Annotated in this window: 19 protein-coding genes; 18 read left to right on the top strand and 1 reads right to left on the bottom strand. The window is 58.8% G+C overall.

The genetic code is table 11. From position 1 onward, the window contains the following. Window positions 1-70 precede the first annotated feature (70 nt). The 17 genes from QD336_RS05100 (at window position 71) to QD336_RS05020 (ending at window position 15,101) form a co-directional block, all read left to right on the top strand. Window positions 71-742, top strand: coding sequence for a response regulator transcription factor (locus QD336_RS05100; RefSeq protein ID WP_004432529.1), 672 nt, complete (start codon window positions 71-73; stop codon window positions 740-742). Window positions 743-847: 105 nt separating this feature from the next. Beyond that, the gene (locus QD336_RS05095) at window positions 848-2,125 is read left to right on the top strand and encodes a flagellar hook protein FlgE (protein WP_269342009.1); all 1,278 of its coding nucleotides are present in this window, start codon (window positions 848-850) and stop codon (window positions 2,123-2,125) included. A 21-nt stretch (window positions 2,126-2,146) separates the two neighbouring features. Further along, window positions 2,147-3,625, top strand: coding sequence for a flagellar hook-associated protein FlgK (gene flgK, locus QD336_RS05090; RefSeq protein WP_269342011.1), 1,479 nt, complete (start codon window positions 2,147-2,149; stop codon window positions 3,623-3,625). A gap of 3 nt (window positions 3,626-3,628) precedes the next feature. Then, complete coding sequence (locus QD336_RS05085; protein ID WP_269342012.1) at window positions 3,629-4,726, top strand: flagellar hook-associated family protein; 1,098 nt, start codon at window positions 3,629-3,631, stop codon at window positions 4,724-4,726. A 34-nt stretch (window positions 4,727-4,760) separates the two neighbouring features. After that, a complete protein-coding gene (gene flaF, locus QD336_RS05080) occupies window positions 4,761-5,105 on the top strand; it encodes a flagellar biosynthesis regulator FlaF (protein ID WP_269342014.1) in 345 nt (114 codons plus the stop codon). Then, window positions 5,102-5,551: a flagellar biosynthesis repressor FlbT gene (gene flbT / locus QD336_RS05075; RefSeq protein WP_004432543.1), complete on the top strand. Its 450-nt coding sequence runs from the start codon at window positions 5,102-5,104 to the stop codon at window positions 5,549-5,551. Before flaF ends, flbT begins: the two co-directional genes overlap by 4 nt. Continuing rightward, the gene (flgD, locus tag QD336_RS05070; RefSeq protein WP_499169655.1) at window positions 5,542-6,012 is read left to right on the top strand and encodes a flagellar hook assembly protein FlgD; all 471 of its coding nucleotides are present in this window, start codon (window positions 5,542-5,544) and stop codon (window positions 6,010-6,012) included. The genes flbT and flgD overlap by 10 nt, the downstream gene beginning before the upstream one ends. Before the next feature lie 48 nt (window positions 6,013-6,060). Next, on the top strand, window positions 6,061-6,327 hold the full coding sequence (locus QD336_RS05065) for a flagellar biosynthetic protein FliQ (protein ID WP_269342018.1): 267 nt from the start codon (window positions 6,061-6,063) through the stop codon (window positions 6,325-6,327). A gap of 158 nt (window positions 6,328-6,485) precedes the next feature. Beyond that, window positions 6,486-8,573, top strand: coding sequence for a flagellar biosynthesis protein FlhA (gene flhA, locus QD336_RS05060; RefSeq protein WP_269342019.1), 2,088 nt, complete (start codon window positions 6,486-6,488; stop codon window positions 8,571-8,573). Continuing rightward, entirely contained in the window at window positions 8,570-9,325 is a 756-nt protein-coding gene (gene fliR, locus QD336_RS05055; protein ID WP_269342021.1) for a flagellar biosynthetic protein FliR, read from the top strand. The genes flhA and fliR overlap by 4 nt, the downstream gene beginning before the upstream one ends. A 15-nt stretch (window positions 9,326-9,340) precedes the next feature. After that, window positions 9,341-9,760 carry a hypothetical protein gene (locus tag QD336_RS05050; protein WP_269342023.1) on the top strand — a complete coding sequence of 140 codons (420 nt, stop codon included), beginning with the start codon at window positions 9,341-9,343 and terminating at the stop codon, window positions 9,758-9,760. A 113-nt stretch (window positions 9,761-9,873) separates the two neighbouring features. Continuing rightward, on the top strand, window positions 9,874-10,431 hold the full coding sequence (locus QD336_RS05045; protein WP_499169653.1) for a rod-binding protein: 558 nt from the start codon (window positions 9,874-9,876) through the stop codon (window positions 10,429-10,431). Window positions 10,432-10,460: 29 nt separating this feature from the next. Continuing rightward, complete coding sequence (locus QD336_RS05040; protein WP_269342027.1) at window positions 10,461-10,829, top strand: hypothetical protein; 369 nt, start codon at window positions 10,461-10,463, stop codon at window positions 10,827-10,829. Continuing rightward, window positions 10,829-11,368: a flagellar basal body-associated FliL family protein gene (locus QD336_RS05035; protein ID WP_269342029.1), complete on the top strand. Its 540-nt coding sequence runs from the start codon at window positions 10,829-10,831 to the stop codon at window positions 11,366-11,368. The genes QD336_RS05040 and QD336_RS05035 overlap by 1 nt, the downstream gene beginning before the upstream one ends. Window positions 11,369-11,558: 190 nt before the next feature. After that, window positions 11,559-12,233 (top strand): WecB/TagA/CpsF family glycosyltransferase, encoded by a 675-nt coding sequence (locus QD336_RS05030; protein ID WP_331284186.1) that lies wholly within the window; start codon window positions 11,559-11,561, stop codon window positions 12,231-12,233. A gap of 115 nt (window positions 12,234-12,348) precedes the next feature. Next, window positions 12,349-14,124, top strand: coding sequence for a GumC domain-containing protein (locus tag QD336_RS05025; protein ID WP_499169651.1), 1,776 nt, complete (start codon window positions 12,349-12,351; stop codon window positions 14,122-14,124). A 77-nt stretch (window positions 14,125-14,201) separates the two neighbouring features. Beyond that, the gene (locus QD336_RS05020) at window positions 14,202-15,101 is read left to right on the top strand and encodes a bifunctional methylenetetrahydrofolate dehydrogenase/methenyltetrahydrofolate cyclohydrolase (RefSeq protein ID WP_499169649.1); all 900 of its coding nucleotides are present in this window, start codon (window positions 14,202-14,204) and stop codon (window positions 15,099-15,101) included. Between the two features lie 146 nt (window positions 15,102-15,247). Here the strand turns inward: QD336_RS05020 and QD336_RS05015 are convergent, their stop codons facing one another. After that, window positions 15,248-16,273, bottom strand: a complete 1,026-nt coding sequence (locus QD336_RS05015; protein ID WP_499169647.1) for a LacI family DNA-binding transcriptional regulator — start codon at window positions 16,271-16,273, stop codon at window positions 15,248-15,250. Between the two features lie 278 nt (window positions 16,274-16,551). Between QD336_RS05015 and QD336_RS05010 the strand changes: the two genes are divergently transcribed. Next, window positions 16,552-17,913 (top strand): ABC transporter substrate-binding protein, encoded by a 1,362-nt coding sequence (locus QD336_RS05010; RefSeq protein WP_499169646.1) that lies wholly within the window; start codon window positions 16,552-16,554, stop codon window positions 17,911-17,913. Window positions 17,914-17,937 lie beyond the last annotated feature (24 nt).

The raw sequence follows: 17,937 nt of genomic DNA, 5'->3' as shown, positions 1-17,937 counted from the left end.
TTGTCCGTGAATCCTCCGATTCGTACCAATGCCACATTGGAAAACACCACACTGATTCGGAGGCGGACGAATGATCGTAGTGGTTGATGAGCGCGAGCTCGTTAAAGACGGCTATACATCTCTATTTGGGCGTGAGGGCATTCCCTCGACCGGGTTCGATCCGGTCGAATTCGGGGAATGGGTCTCGACGGCCGCGGAAAGCGATCTTGCGGCCGTGGAGGCCTTTTTGATCGGCCAGGGCGACCGGAGCTTTTCCTTGCCGAAGGCGATCAGGGATCGCACGACGGCCCCGGTGATCGCGGTCAGCGACCAGCCCTCGCTGGAATCAACGCTGGCGCTTTTCGACAGCGGCGTCGACGACGTCGTGCGCAAGCCGGTTCACCCCCGTGAAATCCTGGCACGTGCGGCGGCGATCCGTCGCCGGCTGCAGGTCATCTCGAACTTTACCGATGCCGGGCCGATCCGGGTTTTCTCCGATGGCCGTGATCCGGAAGTCGGTGGTGAAGTGTTCCCCTTGCCGCGCCGTGAGCGCCGCATCCTCGAATATTTGATCGCCAATCGCGGACGCCGCGTTTCCAAGGCGCAGATTTTCAATGCCATCTACGGCATCTTCGATGATGACGTCGAAGAAAACGTCGTTGAAAGCCACATCAGCAAGCTGCGCAAGAAACTGCGCAAGAAGCTCGGCTACGACCCGGTCGATTCCAAGCGTTTCCTCGGCTACAGCATTGATTGGCAATGATTTTCATTGACCCGCGTGGTCTTTTTCAAACGCGGTATTTCCGACAGCTTCACGCAAGCCAAACGCTTTACCTTCTCCCTGAAAGATGACCACGAGGGTTTTTGAATGAGTATTTTCGGCACTATGCGAACCGGTGTGTCCGGCATGAATGCACAGGCGAACAAGCTGGGCACCGTGGGCGACAACATCGCCAACGCAAGCACCACCGGCTACAAGCGTGCATCGACGTCGTTCTCCTCGCTCGTTCTGCCCTCCTCGTCGGGCAGCTATGCTTCCGGCGGCGTGCAGTCCAACGTTCGTTACAGCATTTCGGAGCAGGGCAACCTCTCCTACACCACCTCGAGCACCGATCTTGCCATTCAGGGCAACGGTTTCTTCGTGGTCCAGGATGGTGCAGGCACGCCTTACCTCACGCGTGCCGGTTCCTTCGTGAAGAATGCGGAAGGCTACCTGGAAAACGCGGCCGGCTTCCAGCTGATGGGTTACCCCTACGGCTCCAACCCGCCGGCAGCTGTGGTCAACGGCTTTACCGGTCTTGAGGCGATCAACGTCAACAATTTTGGTCTGACGGCATCTCCCTCCACGCAGGGCAGCTTCCCCGCAAACCTCAATCGCGACGATAAGGCCGCGACGGCGCCGCTTCCGAGCACCAACTCCGCAACTGCGGCGTTCGGCAACAAGACGTCGTTGACGGCATTCGACAGCGGCGGTGCGAAGGTTCTCTACGATTTCTATTACACCAAGACGGGCGACAACACCTGGGAGGTGTCGGTCTATCGTCAGGATCAGTCGACCAATGGTGGTTTCCCTTATACGGCGACTGCACCGGCAACCCTTGTTAAGGAAACGGTGGATCTGGAGTTCGATCCCGCTACCAACAAGCTCACGACCGCATCTCCGAAATCGATCACCATCAATGACGACAACAGCGGCGTGGCGCAGGCGATCAATATCGACCTGTCGGAAATGACGCAGTTCTCCACGAAATTCACGCCCGGCACCGCGATCCTGGATGGCAACGGCCCGAGCCAGATCAAGGATGTCGAAATCGGCAAGGACGGTGTGGTGACGGCGGTTTATCAGGATGGCGGCCGTCGCAACATCTACCAGCTGGCTCTCGCCACGGTGCCGAGCGTCGACAATCTCAGCCCGCAGAACGGTAACGTCTACCTGCCCAGCAACGAGTCGGGTGTCGTCACCATCGGTTTCCCGCAGTCGGGAAGCTTTGGTTACGTTCAGAAGGGTGCGCTGGAGGGCTCGAATGTCGATATCGCCAGCGAACTTACCGACATGATTGAATCCCAGCGTATCTACACAGCGAATTCGAAGGTCTTCCAGACTGGATCGGATTTGATGGACGTCCTGATCAATCTGAAGAGATAATATTCTCACGAGGACAGATGAATGTCGCTCACGTCAGCAATGAATACTGCGCAGTCGATTTTCAATAATACAGGTAAGCAGACGGACGTTACCTCGAAGAACATTGCCAATGTCGGCAATGCGAATTACGTCAAGCGAACCGCCATTCTCGGCACGACCATGGCCGGAGCGAGTATCGTCTCCAATGGCCGTGCCCAGAATGAAAGTCTTCTCAGGCAGACAATCTCCAGTTCTTCCCTCGCTTCGGGCCAGAAGACCGTTTTGACCGGTCTCGAGGAGATGAAGAGCATTTTCGGCGGGAATGACTACGAAAGTTCTCCTTCCACCTATATGAAGGAATTGCTCAAGAGCCTTGTTGGTTATGCAGCCAAGCCGAGCGATTCCGCTTTGGCCGCGACGGTGGTGACCGCCGCCACGGACGTTGCCAGTTCCCTGAACAAGGCTTCGGCCGAATTGCAGTCGATGCGCCTGCGCGCCGACAAGGAAATCACCCTTCAGGTCGACAAGCTGAATGATCTGCTTGCGAAATTTGAAGAGGCCAATAACGAGGTCAAGGCGCAGACGGCGATCGGCGGCGATCCGAGCGACGCCCTCGATCAGCGCGAAGCGCTTGTTAAGGACATCTCGTCCATTATCGGCGTCAATGCCGTCACGCGTCCAAACAATGATGTCGCGCTCTATACGACGGATGGTGCGACGCTGTTCGAGATCGTGCCGCGCAAGGTAACCTTCAACCAGCAGCCGGGCTACGATGCGACGACGACCGGCAACGCAATTTATATCGATGGCGTGGCGCTCAAGGCGGGCACCGGCAGCAACACGACGGCAGAGGGTTCGCTTCAGGGCCTGATGCAGCTTCGTGACGATCTGGTGCCGACCATGCAAAGCCAGCTCGACGAGATCGCGCGCGGTCTGATCACCATGTTTGCGGAAAAGCCGGCTGATGCAACCGCTGGCCTGCCGAACATGCCGGGCCTGTTTACCTATGGCTCTCCCCCGGCGACGACCATTCCGGCGGATGGGGTTGTCTCTCCCGGGCTCGCCGCCAGCATTACCGTCAACCCGGCGTTAATTATTTCTAAAGGTGGCAATCCGGAATTGTTGCGTGATGGTGGTATCAACGGTACCGATTATATCATCAATAGCACGACTTCGGGCGGAACCGGTTTCTCCGCGCTGATCGACAGTTATGTCACTGCTTTCGACGCACCCATGAATTTTTCCGCGTCGACACGTATCGATACGAATACCAGCATCCTGAAATACGGCACCAACTCGATGGGGTGGCTCGAACAGGAACGTTCCGGTGCGACTTCGGCAAACGAGGCGAAAAGCGCGCTTTATGAGCGCTCGTCCACTTCCTATTCGAACAATACGGCGGTCAGCCTGGATGAGGAGCTCTCGCTGCTCATGGATATCGAACAATCTTACAAGGCGGCCACGAAGCTGGTGACGACAGTGGATGAAATGCTCAAGTCGCTGATGGACATGGTGAGGTAAACGATGAAAACGTCCTTCATTTCATCGCTGGCAATGCAGAACAGCATGCGCAGCACCATCCTCAAAGCCCAGCTTGAGATGACCAATCTCAATACGGAGCTGACGACGGGCAAACATGCGGATCTCGGCGTGACGCTGGGCGCCAATACGGCGCGCAGCCTCGATCTCAATCGCGATGTCGACCGTCTCCAGTCAAACATCACCATCAATGCATTCGCCACTCAGCGTCTTGAATCCTCTCAGGCCGCTCTGACGTCGATGGCGACGGCGGCTAACAAGATCCAGAGCGTCGTGTTGACCACCAACGGAGCGGAGGCCCCGACGACGGCGGTCGTGCTCCAGACCATTACCGACGCCTACAAGACCTTTACCGGTTTTGCCAATACGGCGGTCGGGGGTGAGTACCTGTTTTCGGGTATCAATACCGATGTGCAGCCGGTCGATGACTATTTTGCAGAAGGATCGACGCTGAAGACGGCCTATGATGCCGAGTTGAACGCTTTCCTCGCGACGGCCGGTGTGTCCAAGCCCTCGGACCTGACCAAGGACCAGGTCAGCGCGTTCATGACGCATATCGAGGGTGTCTTTAACGGCACCACCACCGTGACGAACCCGCCGCATACCGGCCTGGACGGCACCCAGAATTACGATTTCTGGACGACTTTCGGTTCCAAGGCGAGCGACACGAACATGACGAGTCGCGTCAGCCAGAATGAGGTGGTGCAAAGTTCGACGAACAGCAATTCCCAGGGAATGCGCTATTTCGCAATGACGGCTGTCACCGCCATGACTTTTCTCGACAGCAGCGTGAGCAGTGAGATTCGCGCCATGGTGGCTTCGCAGTCCGGCACGAATATCGGTAAGGCCATTGACGGCCTGAACCAGCAGGCGAGTAGCCTCGGCCTTTCCCAGGAGCGTGTCAAGAAGTCGAACGACTCCCTGGCGGCGCAGAAAAAGATCATCGAAACGCATCTGCTGGATATTGAGGGGATCGATACTTACGAGGCGAAGACCCGTCTCGATCTGCTGCAGCAGCAGATCGAAATCGCATACAGCCTCACGTCGCGTCTGCAAAAAATGAGTCTGGTGAACTACCTCTGATGAACAGGGGTGGCGGCAGATAAAGGATACATGAATGTACCAGTTTTCCTACGCCGAAATCATGGAGGATGGTGTCGCAAACGCGAAAGATCGCGAGCGACAGGCGTTGAACAAATCGATCGAACTGCTTGTGGAGGCAAAGGATAGCTCTTCCCAGCGCCATACGATCGAAGCACTTTTTTACACTCGGCGGGTCTGGATCCGCTTCATTGAGGACCTCAAGCAGCCGGATAACCAGCTGGCCATGGAACTGAGGGCCAATCTGATCTCGATCGCGATCTGGATTTTGAAAGAGTGCGAACTGATCCGGAAACGTCAGTCGACGAATTTCCAGGGCATAATTGACGTGACAACCATCATCAGGGATGGACTGAAATGAAAAGTACACTTCGAATTTCGCTGAAATCGGGCGAAAAGATTTTCATCAACGGCGCGGTTCTGCGTGTGGATCGCAAGGTCGCGCTCGAATTCCTGAACGATGTCACCTTCCTGCTCGAAAACCACGTTCTGCAGCCCGATCAGGCGACGACGCCGCTCCGGCAGCTTTATTTCATCGCGCAGATGATCCTCATCAACCCGGAAGGGCGCGAGCAGTCCACCAACATGTTCCGCAAGTCGGTCAGCATGCTGTTGAACTGCTTCCAGCATGACGAGGTTCTGGCGGAACTCAAGCGGATCGACGGCCTGGTCGCCTCCGGCAAGGCTTTCGAAGCGCTGAAGGCCATTCGTGGTCTTTATCCGATCGAGGAAAAGATCCTCAACAATCAGGAAATGACCCCGGCAACGATCGAACAGATTCGCAAGGAGATCGCACCATGGCGGTAGATGCAGTCAATTCGGCAACCGCTAACCCCTGGGCCAATGCCGGTGCGAGCAGCAGTGACAAGAATGCGGCCTCGCTGAACTATGACAGTTTCCTGAAGCTCCTCATCGCCCAGATGAAGAACCAGGATCCGACCAGCCCGATGGATGCGGGCCAGCAGATGTCGCAGCTCGCGAGCTTCTCGCAGGTCGAGCAGACGATCAAGACCAACACCCACCTGAAGAGCATGCTGCAGGCGGAAGCCCTGACACGCGCGTCCGATCTTGTCGGCAAGACCGTCATGAGCGCCGACGACAAGGTTACCGGTGTGGTGAAGGAAGTCGAAGTCTATTCGGACGGCGTCATCGCCATCACCGAAGCTGGTGACAAGGTGCTGCTGCAGGCCGGTGTCACCTTCTCCAACGGCCCGATCAAGAGTACATCTGGTGACGAAACCGATTCGAACAACTCGGCCGGTTCGTGAATATGAAGAGGCGGCATCACGCCGCCTTTCAGGAATAAGGATGCGACGATGAACGAGGCCGATGCGCTTGATATCATGCAGGCGGCAGTCTGGACCGTTCTCGTCGCGGCCGGTCCGGCGGTTCTCGCCGCCATGATCGTCGGTGTCGCCATTGCCTTCATTCAGGCCCTGACCCAGGTTCAGGAAATGACGCTGACCTTCGTTCCCAAGATCGTCACGATCATGATTGTTCTCGGTGTCGCCGCCCCCTTCGTGGGCGCGCAGATATCGCTTTTCTCCAATCTCGTCTTCTCCCGCATCCAATCCGGCTTCTGACGCCGTTTCCTCGATATGCCACCCTCGCGCAAGCTTCAGCGGCTAGGGATAGGATGAAGCATCGGACCGACTTGCGTGAGCGATTGTCGAAAGCCGATGCCGTGGAACCGTGCGGCGGCTTTCCGTCGCCCTTCTCATGAAGAGACAGGACGAATTTTATGGCGCAACCACCAGTCATTTCCCTGCCCAAGGTCAGTCCGAGCACGCGCGATATCGGCTTTGCACTGGGCATCGTGGCGATCCTCTGCGTCCTCTTCCTGCCTATTCCGGTCATGCTGGTCGATATCGGCCTGGCGTTCTCGATCGCGCTCTCGGTCCTCATCCTCATGGTGGCGCTCTGGATCCAGCGGCCGCTGGATTTCTCGTCTTTCCCGACCGTGCTGCTGATCGCGACCATGATCCGCCTGTCGCTGAACATTGCGACAACACGCGTCATCCTGTCCCACGGCAATGAGGGGCCGACGGCGGCCGGCGGCGTGATTGCCGGCTTTTCCAGCCTCGTCATGTCCGGGGATTTCGTGATCGGTCTGATCGTCTTCCTGATCCTGATCACCGTCAACTTCATCGTCATCACCAAGGGTGCGACGCGTATCGCCGAAGTCGGCGCGCGCTTCACCCTCGATGCCATTCCCGGCAAGCAGATGTCGATCGATGCCGACCTGTCCGCCGGCATCATCGACGAAAAGGAAGCGCAGCGCCGCCGCCGGGAGCTGGAAGAGGAAAGCTCCTTCTTCGGTTCGATGGACGGTGCCTCGAAGTTCGTGCGCGGCGACGCGATCGCCGGCCTCATCATCACCGCGATCAACGTCTTCGGCGGCATCATCATCGGTTATTTCCGCCATGGCATGCCGATCGGCGAAGCAGCCGACGTTTTCGTCAAGCTTTCGGTCGGTGACGGTATCGTTTCGCAGATCCCCGCCCTGATCGTATCGCTGGCAGCCGGCCTTCTGGTGTCGCGCGGCGGCACGGCCGGTTCGACCGATCAGGCGGTGGTCAACCAGCTGAGCGGTTATCCGCGCGCTCTGATGGTTTCGGCCATGCTGATGGGTCTGCTCGCCATCATTCCGGGCCTTCCCTTCCTGCCCTTCATTTTCCTTGGCGGCATCATGGCCTTCGGCAGCTGGTATATTCCACGCCAGGCGGAGGCCGAAAGTGCGCTTCGCCGTCAGGAAGAAGAGAACAAGGTTCTCCAGACCACCGAGGCGGAAAAGGACTCGGTCAAGCAGGTGCTGAAGACGGCCGAGATCGAGCTGGCGCTCGGCAAGCAGGTCTCGACCCGCCTGCTCGGCGCGCATCAGGAACTGGCCTTCCGCGTCGGCAAGATGCGCAAGAAATTCGCGGCCCAATATGGCTTTGTGGTGCCGGAGATCAAGGTCTCCGACGACATCATGATCCAGGAGAAGGCCTACCAGATCCGCGTCCACGGCACGACGATCGCGTCGAGCAACCTGCGCGTCGGCGATGTTCTGGTCGTGACGGGGGCAGGGCGCAAGCCGAGCATTCCGGGCGACGAAATCCGCGAACCCGCCTTCGGCATGCCCGCCGTCTCGATCCTCGAAACCTTCACCGAGGATCTGAAGCGCGAAGGTTTCCACCCGATCGACAACGTCTCGGTGGTGCTGACGCATCTGAGTGAAGTCATCCGCAACAACCTGCCGCAGCTCCTGTCCTACAAGGACGTCAAGATCCTCATCGACAGGCTCGATCCCGAATACAAGAAACTCGCCGATGAAATCTGCTCGTCGCATATGTCCTATTCCGGCCTGCAGGCGGTGCTGAAGCTGCTGCTTGCCGAGCGCGTATCGATCCGCAACCTGCATCTCATTCTCGAAGCGGTTGCCGAACTCGCACCGCATGTGCGCAAGACGGAACAGATCGTCGAACATGTTCGGGTGCGCATGTCGCAGCAGCTCTGCGGCGATCTGGCGGATAATGGCGTGCTGCGCGTCCTGCGCCTCGGCAACAAGTGGGACATGGTGTTCCATCAGGCGCTGAAGCGCGACCAGAAGGGCGAAATCGTCGAATTCGATATCGATCCCCGCCATCTCGAGGAATTTTCCGAGCAGGCGTCCAAAGTTATCCGTGAATTCATGGATCGTGGCCTGCCCTTTGTCCTTGTAACCTCGCCGGAAACGCGGTCCTATGTGCGCATGATTATCGAGCGACTCTTTGCGACCCTGCCGGTTCTTTCGCATGTGGAACTTGCCAAGGGTCTGGAGATCAAGATTCTGGGCGCCATTTCATGATAACCGACCCGCAAGGGACAATTATCGCATTGTTCCTTGCCGTTTGCCGCATCGGCGCCTGTTTCATGACCATGCCGGGCTTTTCCAGCTCGCGCATTTCGCCGCAGATCCGCATGTTGCTCTGTGTGGCGGTGTCCATGGCGCTGCTGCCCGTCTTGTGGGACACGATCTACCCGAAGGTTTCCGGCGCAAGCCAGGGCACCGTTGTCGGCCTTATCTTCACCGAGATCCTCATCGGTGCCATGTATGGGCTGATAGCACGGTTCTACACGCTTGGCTTCCAGTTCACCGGCTCGCTCATCGGCGCTTCCATCGGCCTTAGCGCGCCGGGCGGGGCCGATGTCATCGAAGACGTGCAGGAAAACCAGATATCCAACTTCATCACCTTTGGCGGCCTGCTGGTGCTGTTCATGCTGGATTTTCACCATATCGTCCTGAAGGCGCTGGTGGATTCCTACAGCGCTACGCCGGTCGGCGCGCTCATCAGCAGCCAGAAGATGCTGATTACGCTGACCGATACGCTACGGGCGTCCTTTTCGATCATGTTGCGGCTGGCGAGCCCCTTCGTGATCTACGGCCTGATGTTCAACGTCGCCGTCGGCCTCATAAACAAGCTCGCGCCGCAGATTCCCGTCTATTTTATCTCGACGCCCTTCGTTCTCGCGGGCGGTCTTTTCATGCTCTATTTGTCGGTCGCGGCCCTCATCCGGCAATTCGTGGATGGTTTCGGCCCGGTCTTCATCGGCTTTTGATCTGGAGAAAACGCGATGGCTTCGGACAAGCGCTCCGCCAAGCTCAAACGTCTGGTCACCGTCCAGCGGCACATGGAAAAAATGGCCGAGGTGGAATTGGCCGACACCACCCGCACCCGGAGCGAGGTGGCGCAATCCATGGAGAGCACGCTCGAGGCCATGAGTTCGATGGAGCCTGTGCATCAGACGTTCTCCCGGCATTATTCGGATCGTTATGGCCGCCTCGTCGTCCAGGACCGCCAGCTGGCCGGTGTGCAGCAGTTTCAGGAAAACAAGGTGCTGAAGGAAAAGACCAAGGCCGACAGGCTGGAGGACCGGATGCATATTGCCCGCGATCTCGAGGATCGCGAGGCCGATGATAATGCAATCTATGATTTGTTAGAAATTACGAATGTTTCCCACACACCAGCCTCCAGCAAGGTTGGCGATCCATAGTCTATCCCATTGTTGCATCGCGGACGTTTTGAAGGCGTCTTCGGCGATGTTTCTTGATTGAACGAACGCGTCGGTTTTCGTCCGGTACGTTCGTCAGCTCGGGAGTTCGGGACGTGGCGATATCGGTTATAAGCGATCTGGTGATGGATGTGGTTCGCGCGGCGGACCCCCAGGAAGTACAGGTCGCCCAGGAAAAACTGAAGGCGAACAAGGCGGCTTTCGCGGCCACCAGCCTTGCCGATGCCGGCAAGGGCTTCGGCGCCGCTGTCGATATGCTGGATGGCGCTTCCTCGAAGGCCGGCCTTGGCGACACGAATATTCGTGCGCCCCGCACCGAAATCCCGGAAACATACCGTAAATATGAAGCCTCGGTGCTCCAGACCTTCGTTGCCAACATGCTGCCGAAAGACAGTGAGGAAGTATATGGCAAGGGTAATGCCGGCGAGATCTGGAAAAGCATGATGGCGGAACAGTTTGCCGATACGATTTCCAGAAATGGCGGCGTCGGCATTGCGGAGCAGGCTTACAAGGATGCGCTGCGGAAAGCCGAAAGCAAAGGCATTACCGACGTATCGATGAATGACAAAGACCATAATGCTGCAATTCGGATGGTGGCGGAGTTCGAGCGGCAGGTCCTCGGCGTTTCCAATGATAAAACGGACGAGGCTTGAGAATGAAAAACCCTAACGAGGAGACAAGCATGGACCTTATGTCGAACGACCACCGTATCCAATCCGTTCTCGGCCGCCTTGAGATGATCATCGACAATGAGAACGACAATATCGGTAAGGACCCGCAGTTCGACTTCAAGGTCTCCAACGCCCACAAGAGCCGTTGCCTCTATGAGCTGACGATGCTGGTCCGCGATACGCCGCGCGAGGAAATCGCCGCCGGTTACATGGATCAGGTCAAGGGCATCAAGTCCAAGCTCGCTACCAATGCCAGCCGCGTCGAAGCGCATCTGAACGCGGTTCGCGCTGTTGCCGATCTGCTCAAGAGCGCGATCCAGGAAGCCGATACGGACGGCACCTATTCGCAGGAACAGTTCCTTTACGGCGCAGCCTCCTGATGTTGAAGCTTCTTCTCACCGGCGTCTGGGTTTGCGCCGTCACGCTCGGCGCGGTGTATTTCTCCGTCCAGATGGCGACGGCGCCTTCGCCGGATGAGGCGGGAGCGAAAAAGGCCAATCTGCAGCTGGTCAAGGGCGAAAGCATCACCATTCCCGTCATCAATGATGGCGGGGTGAACGGTTATTTCCTCAGCCGGATTTCGCTGCGTGTCGACAAGGACAAGATGGCGAAGATCGAGCTGCCCGCAACGCAGCTGATGACCGATGAATTGTTCACGCTTCTGGCGGGTTCTTCCATGGTCAACATCGCCAATATTTCCACCTTCGATCCCGAAGCCTTCAAGCAGCGTATCCGTGAGGGGCTGAACAAGCGGCTCAACGACGAGGTGGTCGAGGATGTGCTGATCGAGCAGCTCGATTATCTGTCGAAAGCCGATATTCGCGAGCAGAACGGCAACGGCACGCCCCGCTCGGTCAAGCTTGTCGAGGGCGAAAAGGCCGAAGCTGGAAAAGAGGCGGCCGCGGCGCCCAGCCACTGACGGCGCGGGCTTTGGCGGCACAAAAGCGTGCCACCCTGCTGGTTAATCGTCTCTTTCTGCCTCCCGGAGCATTTGAGAGATTGCTTTCAAGCTAAATTCAACCTGCACCTGTATAACAAACCCATGAACCACCGGCCCGCAGGTCATGCGTGAGATCGGTGGTGATGGGTATGCATTTGGGGGTTGGCAAATGGGGTTCGCGTCAGGTTTTGCGCGGTCGGGATCGCAGCGGAATATCCACGGATTGGGCGTCTGTGATCTTGAATGGAATGGCGCGCTGGAACTGGTTTCCGGCAAGGCTTCGGCCTGTGAAGGGCACACCATGCTCTCCTTTCTCACCATCGAGAAGGCGAAGCTTTCCCTGAAGGACAACGCCTATCGGCAAATTCTGGAAAGCTGCCTGCTCCTGCCGCAGGGCAAGGGAATGAAGGCCGCGGCACGGGCAGAACATGGCGAACCTCTGCCCGCCACCATCGATGGCGTTGCCTTCGTCATGGCGCTTCTGACCTATATGGCGGTGCCGAAACGCATCGGTGTTGCCGGAGATGACGCGGTGCAGATCGGCGAGGTGCTTGCCCGGCTGCGCGCGCATGCACCCTGGCACGATTTCGTCATGCTGAACCGGGATGCATCGGGCGTTAAGGTGGATGTTCTGCTGGCCGGAATGCTGAAGGAAAATCAGGAAAAATGGCTGCACCGCACCGTCAGCCATGAGGATGCGCGTGTTACCATCGCGGTCGGCCCATTGTTCAAGGTCCTGTCGTCCGAAGTGGCCGGCATGCCGGAGATTTTCCGCAAGCTGCATATGAGCTGGCTTTACAGCCTTTGCGCCGAACCCTGGCACATCGCGCTCGGCAAGAGCTGACACCAGACCTGCCAATCCTCACGTTAACCATTTGTTTGCCACGATCCTTTAACCTCTCGTAAGGTTTTGACAGTTGCCCGTTGCGGGCGGCACCGATGGCGGCAGACGGCTTCAGATGGTTGATGACAATCCGGATATGATGGCGATCCGCCCCGAGGGGGATGATGTCGCCGCGCCCTCATCGCAATGGCGCAGGCATTGTCTGCGGCTCCTGACGGCAGGCTGCGTCGCGGCGGCAACGCTTGCGGGTGCTGCCATTCCGTTGTTCCTCATCGATTCCGGTTTTCGCGGTTATGTTTCGCAGGCCCGGATCGAGGTTACCCAGACCGCTTATGATGCCCCGGATGCGACCCGTTTTCTGGCGATGGCGCGGCGGACCCTGCTTTCGCCCTCCGGGCTTGAGCGGGTAACCGCCGATCTGAAGCTGAAACCCGCCGATATGATCGGTGTTCGCAATCAGGGTGAGCTTGGCCTGCTTCTCGATCTCCTGACCGGTGGACATGCGCGCGTGGTTTCCCCGCGTGAGGCGCTGAACGGCGCCGTGGGCGAAGCGATCCGGCTGGAACTGACCCCCGACGAAAATATGCTGATCGTGACCGCCAAGGCGGCGACGCCTGAAATGGCGATGCGGCTGACGGACTATCTTTCGATGCGCGTGATGGCGGATGGCAAGGCCGGCACAATGACGCCCGCCATGCGCGAGACGGAGAGAGCACGGAAGAAGCTGGACGAGGCGGAAGCCGCCGTAAACGGTTTCCAGATGCGTCATGGCGATGCCGTGATGACCGAAGCGCAGCAGCTCGAACAGCAATTGCGTGACGTAAACGACAGTCTGGCGCGCGCCACCCGGCAGCAACAATCTCTCCAGGCCGATCTGGCTGCCGCCTCAGCTCTGAAGCCGAATGACGTGTATTCCAAACCTCTCCCGGCCGGCACGGCATTTTCGGCGCTTGAGGATGTCAGGCAGAAACAGGCGAGTGCCAGCATGGCGCTTGCCGGTGTTTCGGTGGATTACGGCCCGAAACATCCCCGCCGCATCGCCGCCCAGAATGCCGTGGATGCCGCGCAGGCGCTGGCCGCCCCCGCATTGCGCCAGTTGCTCGACGGGCTGCGGGCGGATGAAAAGCGCGTCAATCAGGAGATCGCCACCGTCACTGGCGAGCAGAAGACATATCTCGACCGCCTGAATACCCTCGGTGTCGCGCCCGGTGAATTCTCCAGATTGCAGGGTGAGCTGGAAACGGCGCGAAATACCTATCTGGAGGCCAGCGAACGCCGCGACCTGACCGTTTCGGCAACGCCCGCCATTGAAACCCGTCTGGCCAGGAAGGCAGCACCCGGCGAATTGTCCCGGGACCTGACGCAGGCCGCGATGCTGGCGGGCGGCGGGGCGCTGATCGGCCTGCTGGGCAGCCTCTACCTCCTCAGCTATCGTCGCCATGACGAGGAAGAAGAGGCGGAAGCGGTATTGGCCGTCGAAACCACCGAGGAACCGCTCTCCCTCGCTGCCGTGCCGCAATTTTCGGAATTCGAGCCCATCGAGCCAGCCGTATTTGATGATCTCCCACTGCTTGCCGCGGAGGCGGATGTCGAAGCGGCGGCGGAGGAAGACAGCTTTGCCGACTATTACGGCGAGGCCGCAAATGACGCTGATGATATGCCGCTGGACGAGCGCGTGCGGCAGGTTCTGATGGGCAATCGTACCGTCAGGACGGCCGATCCCGCATCGTCAGGGCTACCGCCGCTGCTGGCCGAAGCCCTTGCCGGACGCTTCGATCACGCCGAGGCCGAAGCCGAGGAGCTGATGGAATTGCGACGGGAATTGGCGTTCCTGAGAGAGCGTCTCGCCGATTACGCCGATCACCGCGAAGACTACCGCAAAACAGCCTGAAAACGCCGCATTTTAGCTTGCATTCCTGCGAAGGGGGCACCATACGGAGCCTACGTAACCCAGCAGGAGCAGGACGCATGGCAGTTGTGATTGACGGGAAGGCGAAGGCGGCTTCGGTAACGGAGGCGGTCCGCAAATCGGCAGAAGCGCTCGAGGCGGAAAAGGGCGTGAAGCCCGGTCTGGCGGTTGTCATCGTCGGAAATGATCCGGCCAGCCACGCCTACGTGAACTCCAAGAGCAAGATGGCGAAGCAATGCGGTTTCAACTCCATCCAGCACACGCTGCCGGAAGAAACCAATCAAGCTGACCTCCTGAAGCTGGTTGGCGAAATGAACGCCGATGTGTCCATCCACGGCATTCTGGTGCAGCTGCCCCTGCCGAAACATTTCAATTCGGATGAGATCATCCAGTCGATCCTGCCCGAGAAGGATGTCGACGGTCTCAGCGTCTTGAATGCCGGCAAGCTGGCAACCGGCGATCTCGCCACCGGCCTCATCTCCTGCACACCCGCCGGCGCCATGCTGCTTGTGCGCGGCATTCACGGTGACGACCTTTCCGGCCTCAACGCCGTTGTCATCGGCCGCTCCAACCTCTTCGGCAAGCCCATGGGCCAGCTTCTGCTGAATGCCAATGCCACGGTGACCATGGCGCATTCGCGCACCAGGGATCTCGCCACCGTCTGCAAGACGGCGGATATTCTCGTCGCGGCAGTCGGCCGCGCGGCGATGGTGAAGGGCGATTGGGTAAAGCCCGGCGCAACCGTCATCGATGTCGGCATCAACCGCATTCCCGCACCGGAAAAGGGCGAAGGCAAATCGAAGCTGGTTGGCGATGTCGCCTTTGACGAGGCAAGCGCCGTTGCTGCCGCCATTACCCCCGTGCCCGGCGGTGTCGGCCCGATGACGATCGCGATGCTGATGGCCAACACCGTCATCGCCGCCTATCGCGCTCAGGGGCTGACGGCGCCGAAGTTTTAAGAGTCGTAGACAGCAAAAAGGGGATACTTCTCCTCATTCCTGTGACGAGCACAGGAATGAGAGTGGAGGGGCGCTCAAGCGAGAAACGCCTTGTGCCAGCGATGTGTCCGGCTTCAGCCGCAGCACATGCATCAAGACCATCCGCCTTACGCTTTCGGAGCCGGCCCCGTCGAAGCGCGCACCACCAGTTCCGCCTTCCAGAGTTCCTGATGGGGTTCCGTCTGGTTGAGCTTGATGCGATTGATCAGGCGCTGGCCGACGCGCACCCCCGCTGCCCTGAGTGATGAGCGGGTGGTGGTCAGCGGCACCGAAAAATTATCGGGCTTCAAAAGTGGCAGCACGTCGTCATGGGCGATCAGCGAGATATCCCTGCCGGGTTTCAGGCCACGCTGGTTGAGCGAACGGATCGCACCGAGTGCCAGCGCGGTACTGGCGCAGAGAATGGCGGTCGGTGTTTCCGGGTGTGACAGCAGAGCCTCCATACCGAGATACCCTTCCTCATCCGTCATGCTGCTGTGCCGTTTATTGGCCGGGTGCAGGGAAAGGCCATTGGCCGCCAGCGCCTTTTCCACCCCGAGACAGCGCCGGTAGGTGAAGTCATAACCTTCCGGGCCATTCAGCAGCCCGATTCGCGTATGGCCAAGCTGCAGGAGAAGCTGGGTCGCATCGCGGAAGGCGCCTTCATTATCCACGTCGAGATAAGGGTAATCCTCCTCCACGCCGACGGAGCGGCCATGCACGAGGAAGGGCAGGGAGAGCGACTGCATCATGGCGATGCGTGGGTCGTTATTCTTCATGTAGGCGAGATAGATACCGTCGACGCTGCCGCTCGCCGCCAGTCCTCGCAGGGCCTCGCGCTCCTTCTCCGGTTCGGTCGGCATGATGACGAGATGAAAGCCGCTGCGCGAGGCTTCCTCACCCAGCCCGCTCAGGAATTCACCGAAATGCACGTCGGAGCGATGGTGTTCACCAATCGGCATGACGAGGCCGATGGAACCGACCTTACCCGTTGCCAGCCGCTGTGCCGCGGCATTCGGGCGATAACCGGTCTTTTCGGCCGCCTCCATGACGCGGCGGCGGGTTTCCGCGCTGACCTCCGGATAGCCGTTGAGCGCCCGGCTGATGGTCGTCTGCGAAATCCCCAGCAGTTGCGACAACTGTTTCAGGTTCATGTCTGTCATTTCCTCCATGCGCGCGCTCGGGAAAAAGGCCAAAAGCCGCTCCTCACATTCCCAAAGCGCTTTAGATTTTTATCAGCCCCATGCGCTTTTCTCAATCGAAAATGATAGCCGCCTTCCGAAATAAATATGACTATTCCCAAGGCTCTGCAACGTTTCCGCAGAAAGAGCCTCTTGACTCGGTCTCAATGACAATGAGATGAATAGGCAGCCAAAGCGCTTTGATTGAGAGAGGACGCTTTGAGCCTTTTATGTGATGGGAGGTAAATCACATGCGGAAGACTCTTTTGGCGACGGCGGCCTCGATGGTGCTGCTGTCGGGTTCGGCCTTTGCTGCCGATCTGAAATTCGCACCCGGCGCAGATGCCAAGTTCAACTGGAAAAGCTACGAGGACTTCAAGGCGGCCCATGCCGACCTGAAAGGTCAGACACTGACGATTTTCGGCCCCTGGCGCGGTGAGGATGAGGCGCTGTTCCAGTCGGTGCTCGCCTATTTCGCTGATGCGACCGGCGTGAATGTCCGTTATTCCTCGTCGGAAAATTACGAGCAGCAGATCGTTATCGACACGCAGGCGGGTTCGCCGCCCAATATCGCCATTCTGCCGCAGCCCGGCCTTCTGGCCGATCTGGCCGCCAAGGGTTTCCTTGTGCCGCTCGGCGATGCGACCGCCAGCTGGGTCAAGGAAAATTACGGCGCGGGCCAGTCCTGGGTCGATCTCGGCAGCTACAAGGGCAAGGATGGCAACAAGGCCTATTTCGCGTTCCCCTTCAAGGCGGACGTGAAGTCGCTCGTCTGGTACGTGCCTGAGAACTTCGAGGAAGCGGGCTATAAAGTGCCCGAGAGCATGGAAGACCTGTTCAAGCTGACCGACCAGATCGTCGCCGATGGCGGCACGCCCTGGTGCATCGGCCTCGGTTCCGGCGGCGCCACCGGCTGGCCGGCCACCGACTGGGTGGAAGACCTGATGCTGCGCACGCAGCCGCTGGATGTCTACCAGAAGTGGACGACCAACGAAGTCAAGTTCACCGATCCGGCCGTGGTTGCGGCGATCAACGAGTTCGGCAAATTCGCCAAGAACGAGAAATATGTGAGCGGTGGTGTTGCGGCCGTGGCCTCCACCGACTTCCGCGACAGCCCGAAGGGCCTCTTCGACATTCCGCCGAAGTGCTACCTGCATCATCAGGCGTCTTTCGTGCCGTCCTTCTTCCCGGAAGGCACCAAGGTGGGTACCGATGTGGATTTCTTCTACATGCCGACCTATGCCTCAAAGCCTGAACTCGGCAAGCCGGTTCTGGGCGCCGGCACGCTCGTCACCATCACCAAGGAAGCGCCGGCTGCCAAGGCATTCGTCGAATTCCTGCAGACCCCGATCGCCCATGAAGTGTGGATGGCGCAGTCCAGCTTCCTGACGCCGTATAAGGGCGTGAATGTCGACACCTATGCCAACGAACAGATGAAGCGCCAGGGCGAAATCCTGACGACCGCGACGACCTTCGGTTTTGATGGTTCCGACCTGATGCCCGGCAAGATCGGTGCCGGCGCATTCTGGACCGGCATGATCGATTTCGTCGGCGGCAAATCCGCCGATCAGGTCGCCACCGACATCCAGAAGGCCTGGGACGGCCTGAAGTAACGGCATGTAGATCAGGCCCGGCTT

The organism is Rhizobium sp. BR 250, from assembly GCF_047445855.1.
Classification (GTDB): Bacteria; Pseudomonadota; Alphaproteobacteria; order Rhizobiales; family Rhizobiaceae; genus Agrobacterium; species Agrobacterium tumefaciens_I.
This window is presented reverse-complemented; position numbering and strand designations above follow the sequence as displayed.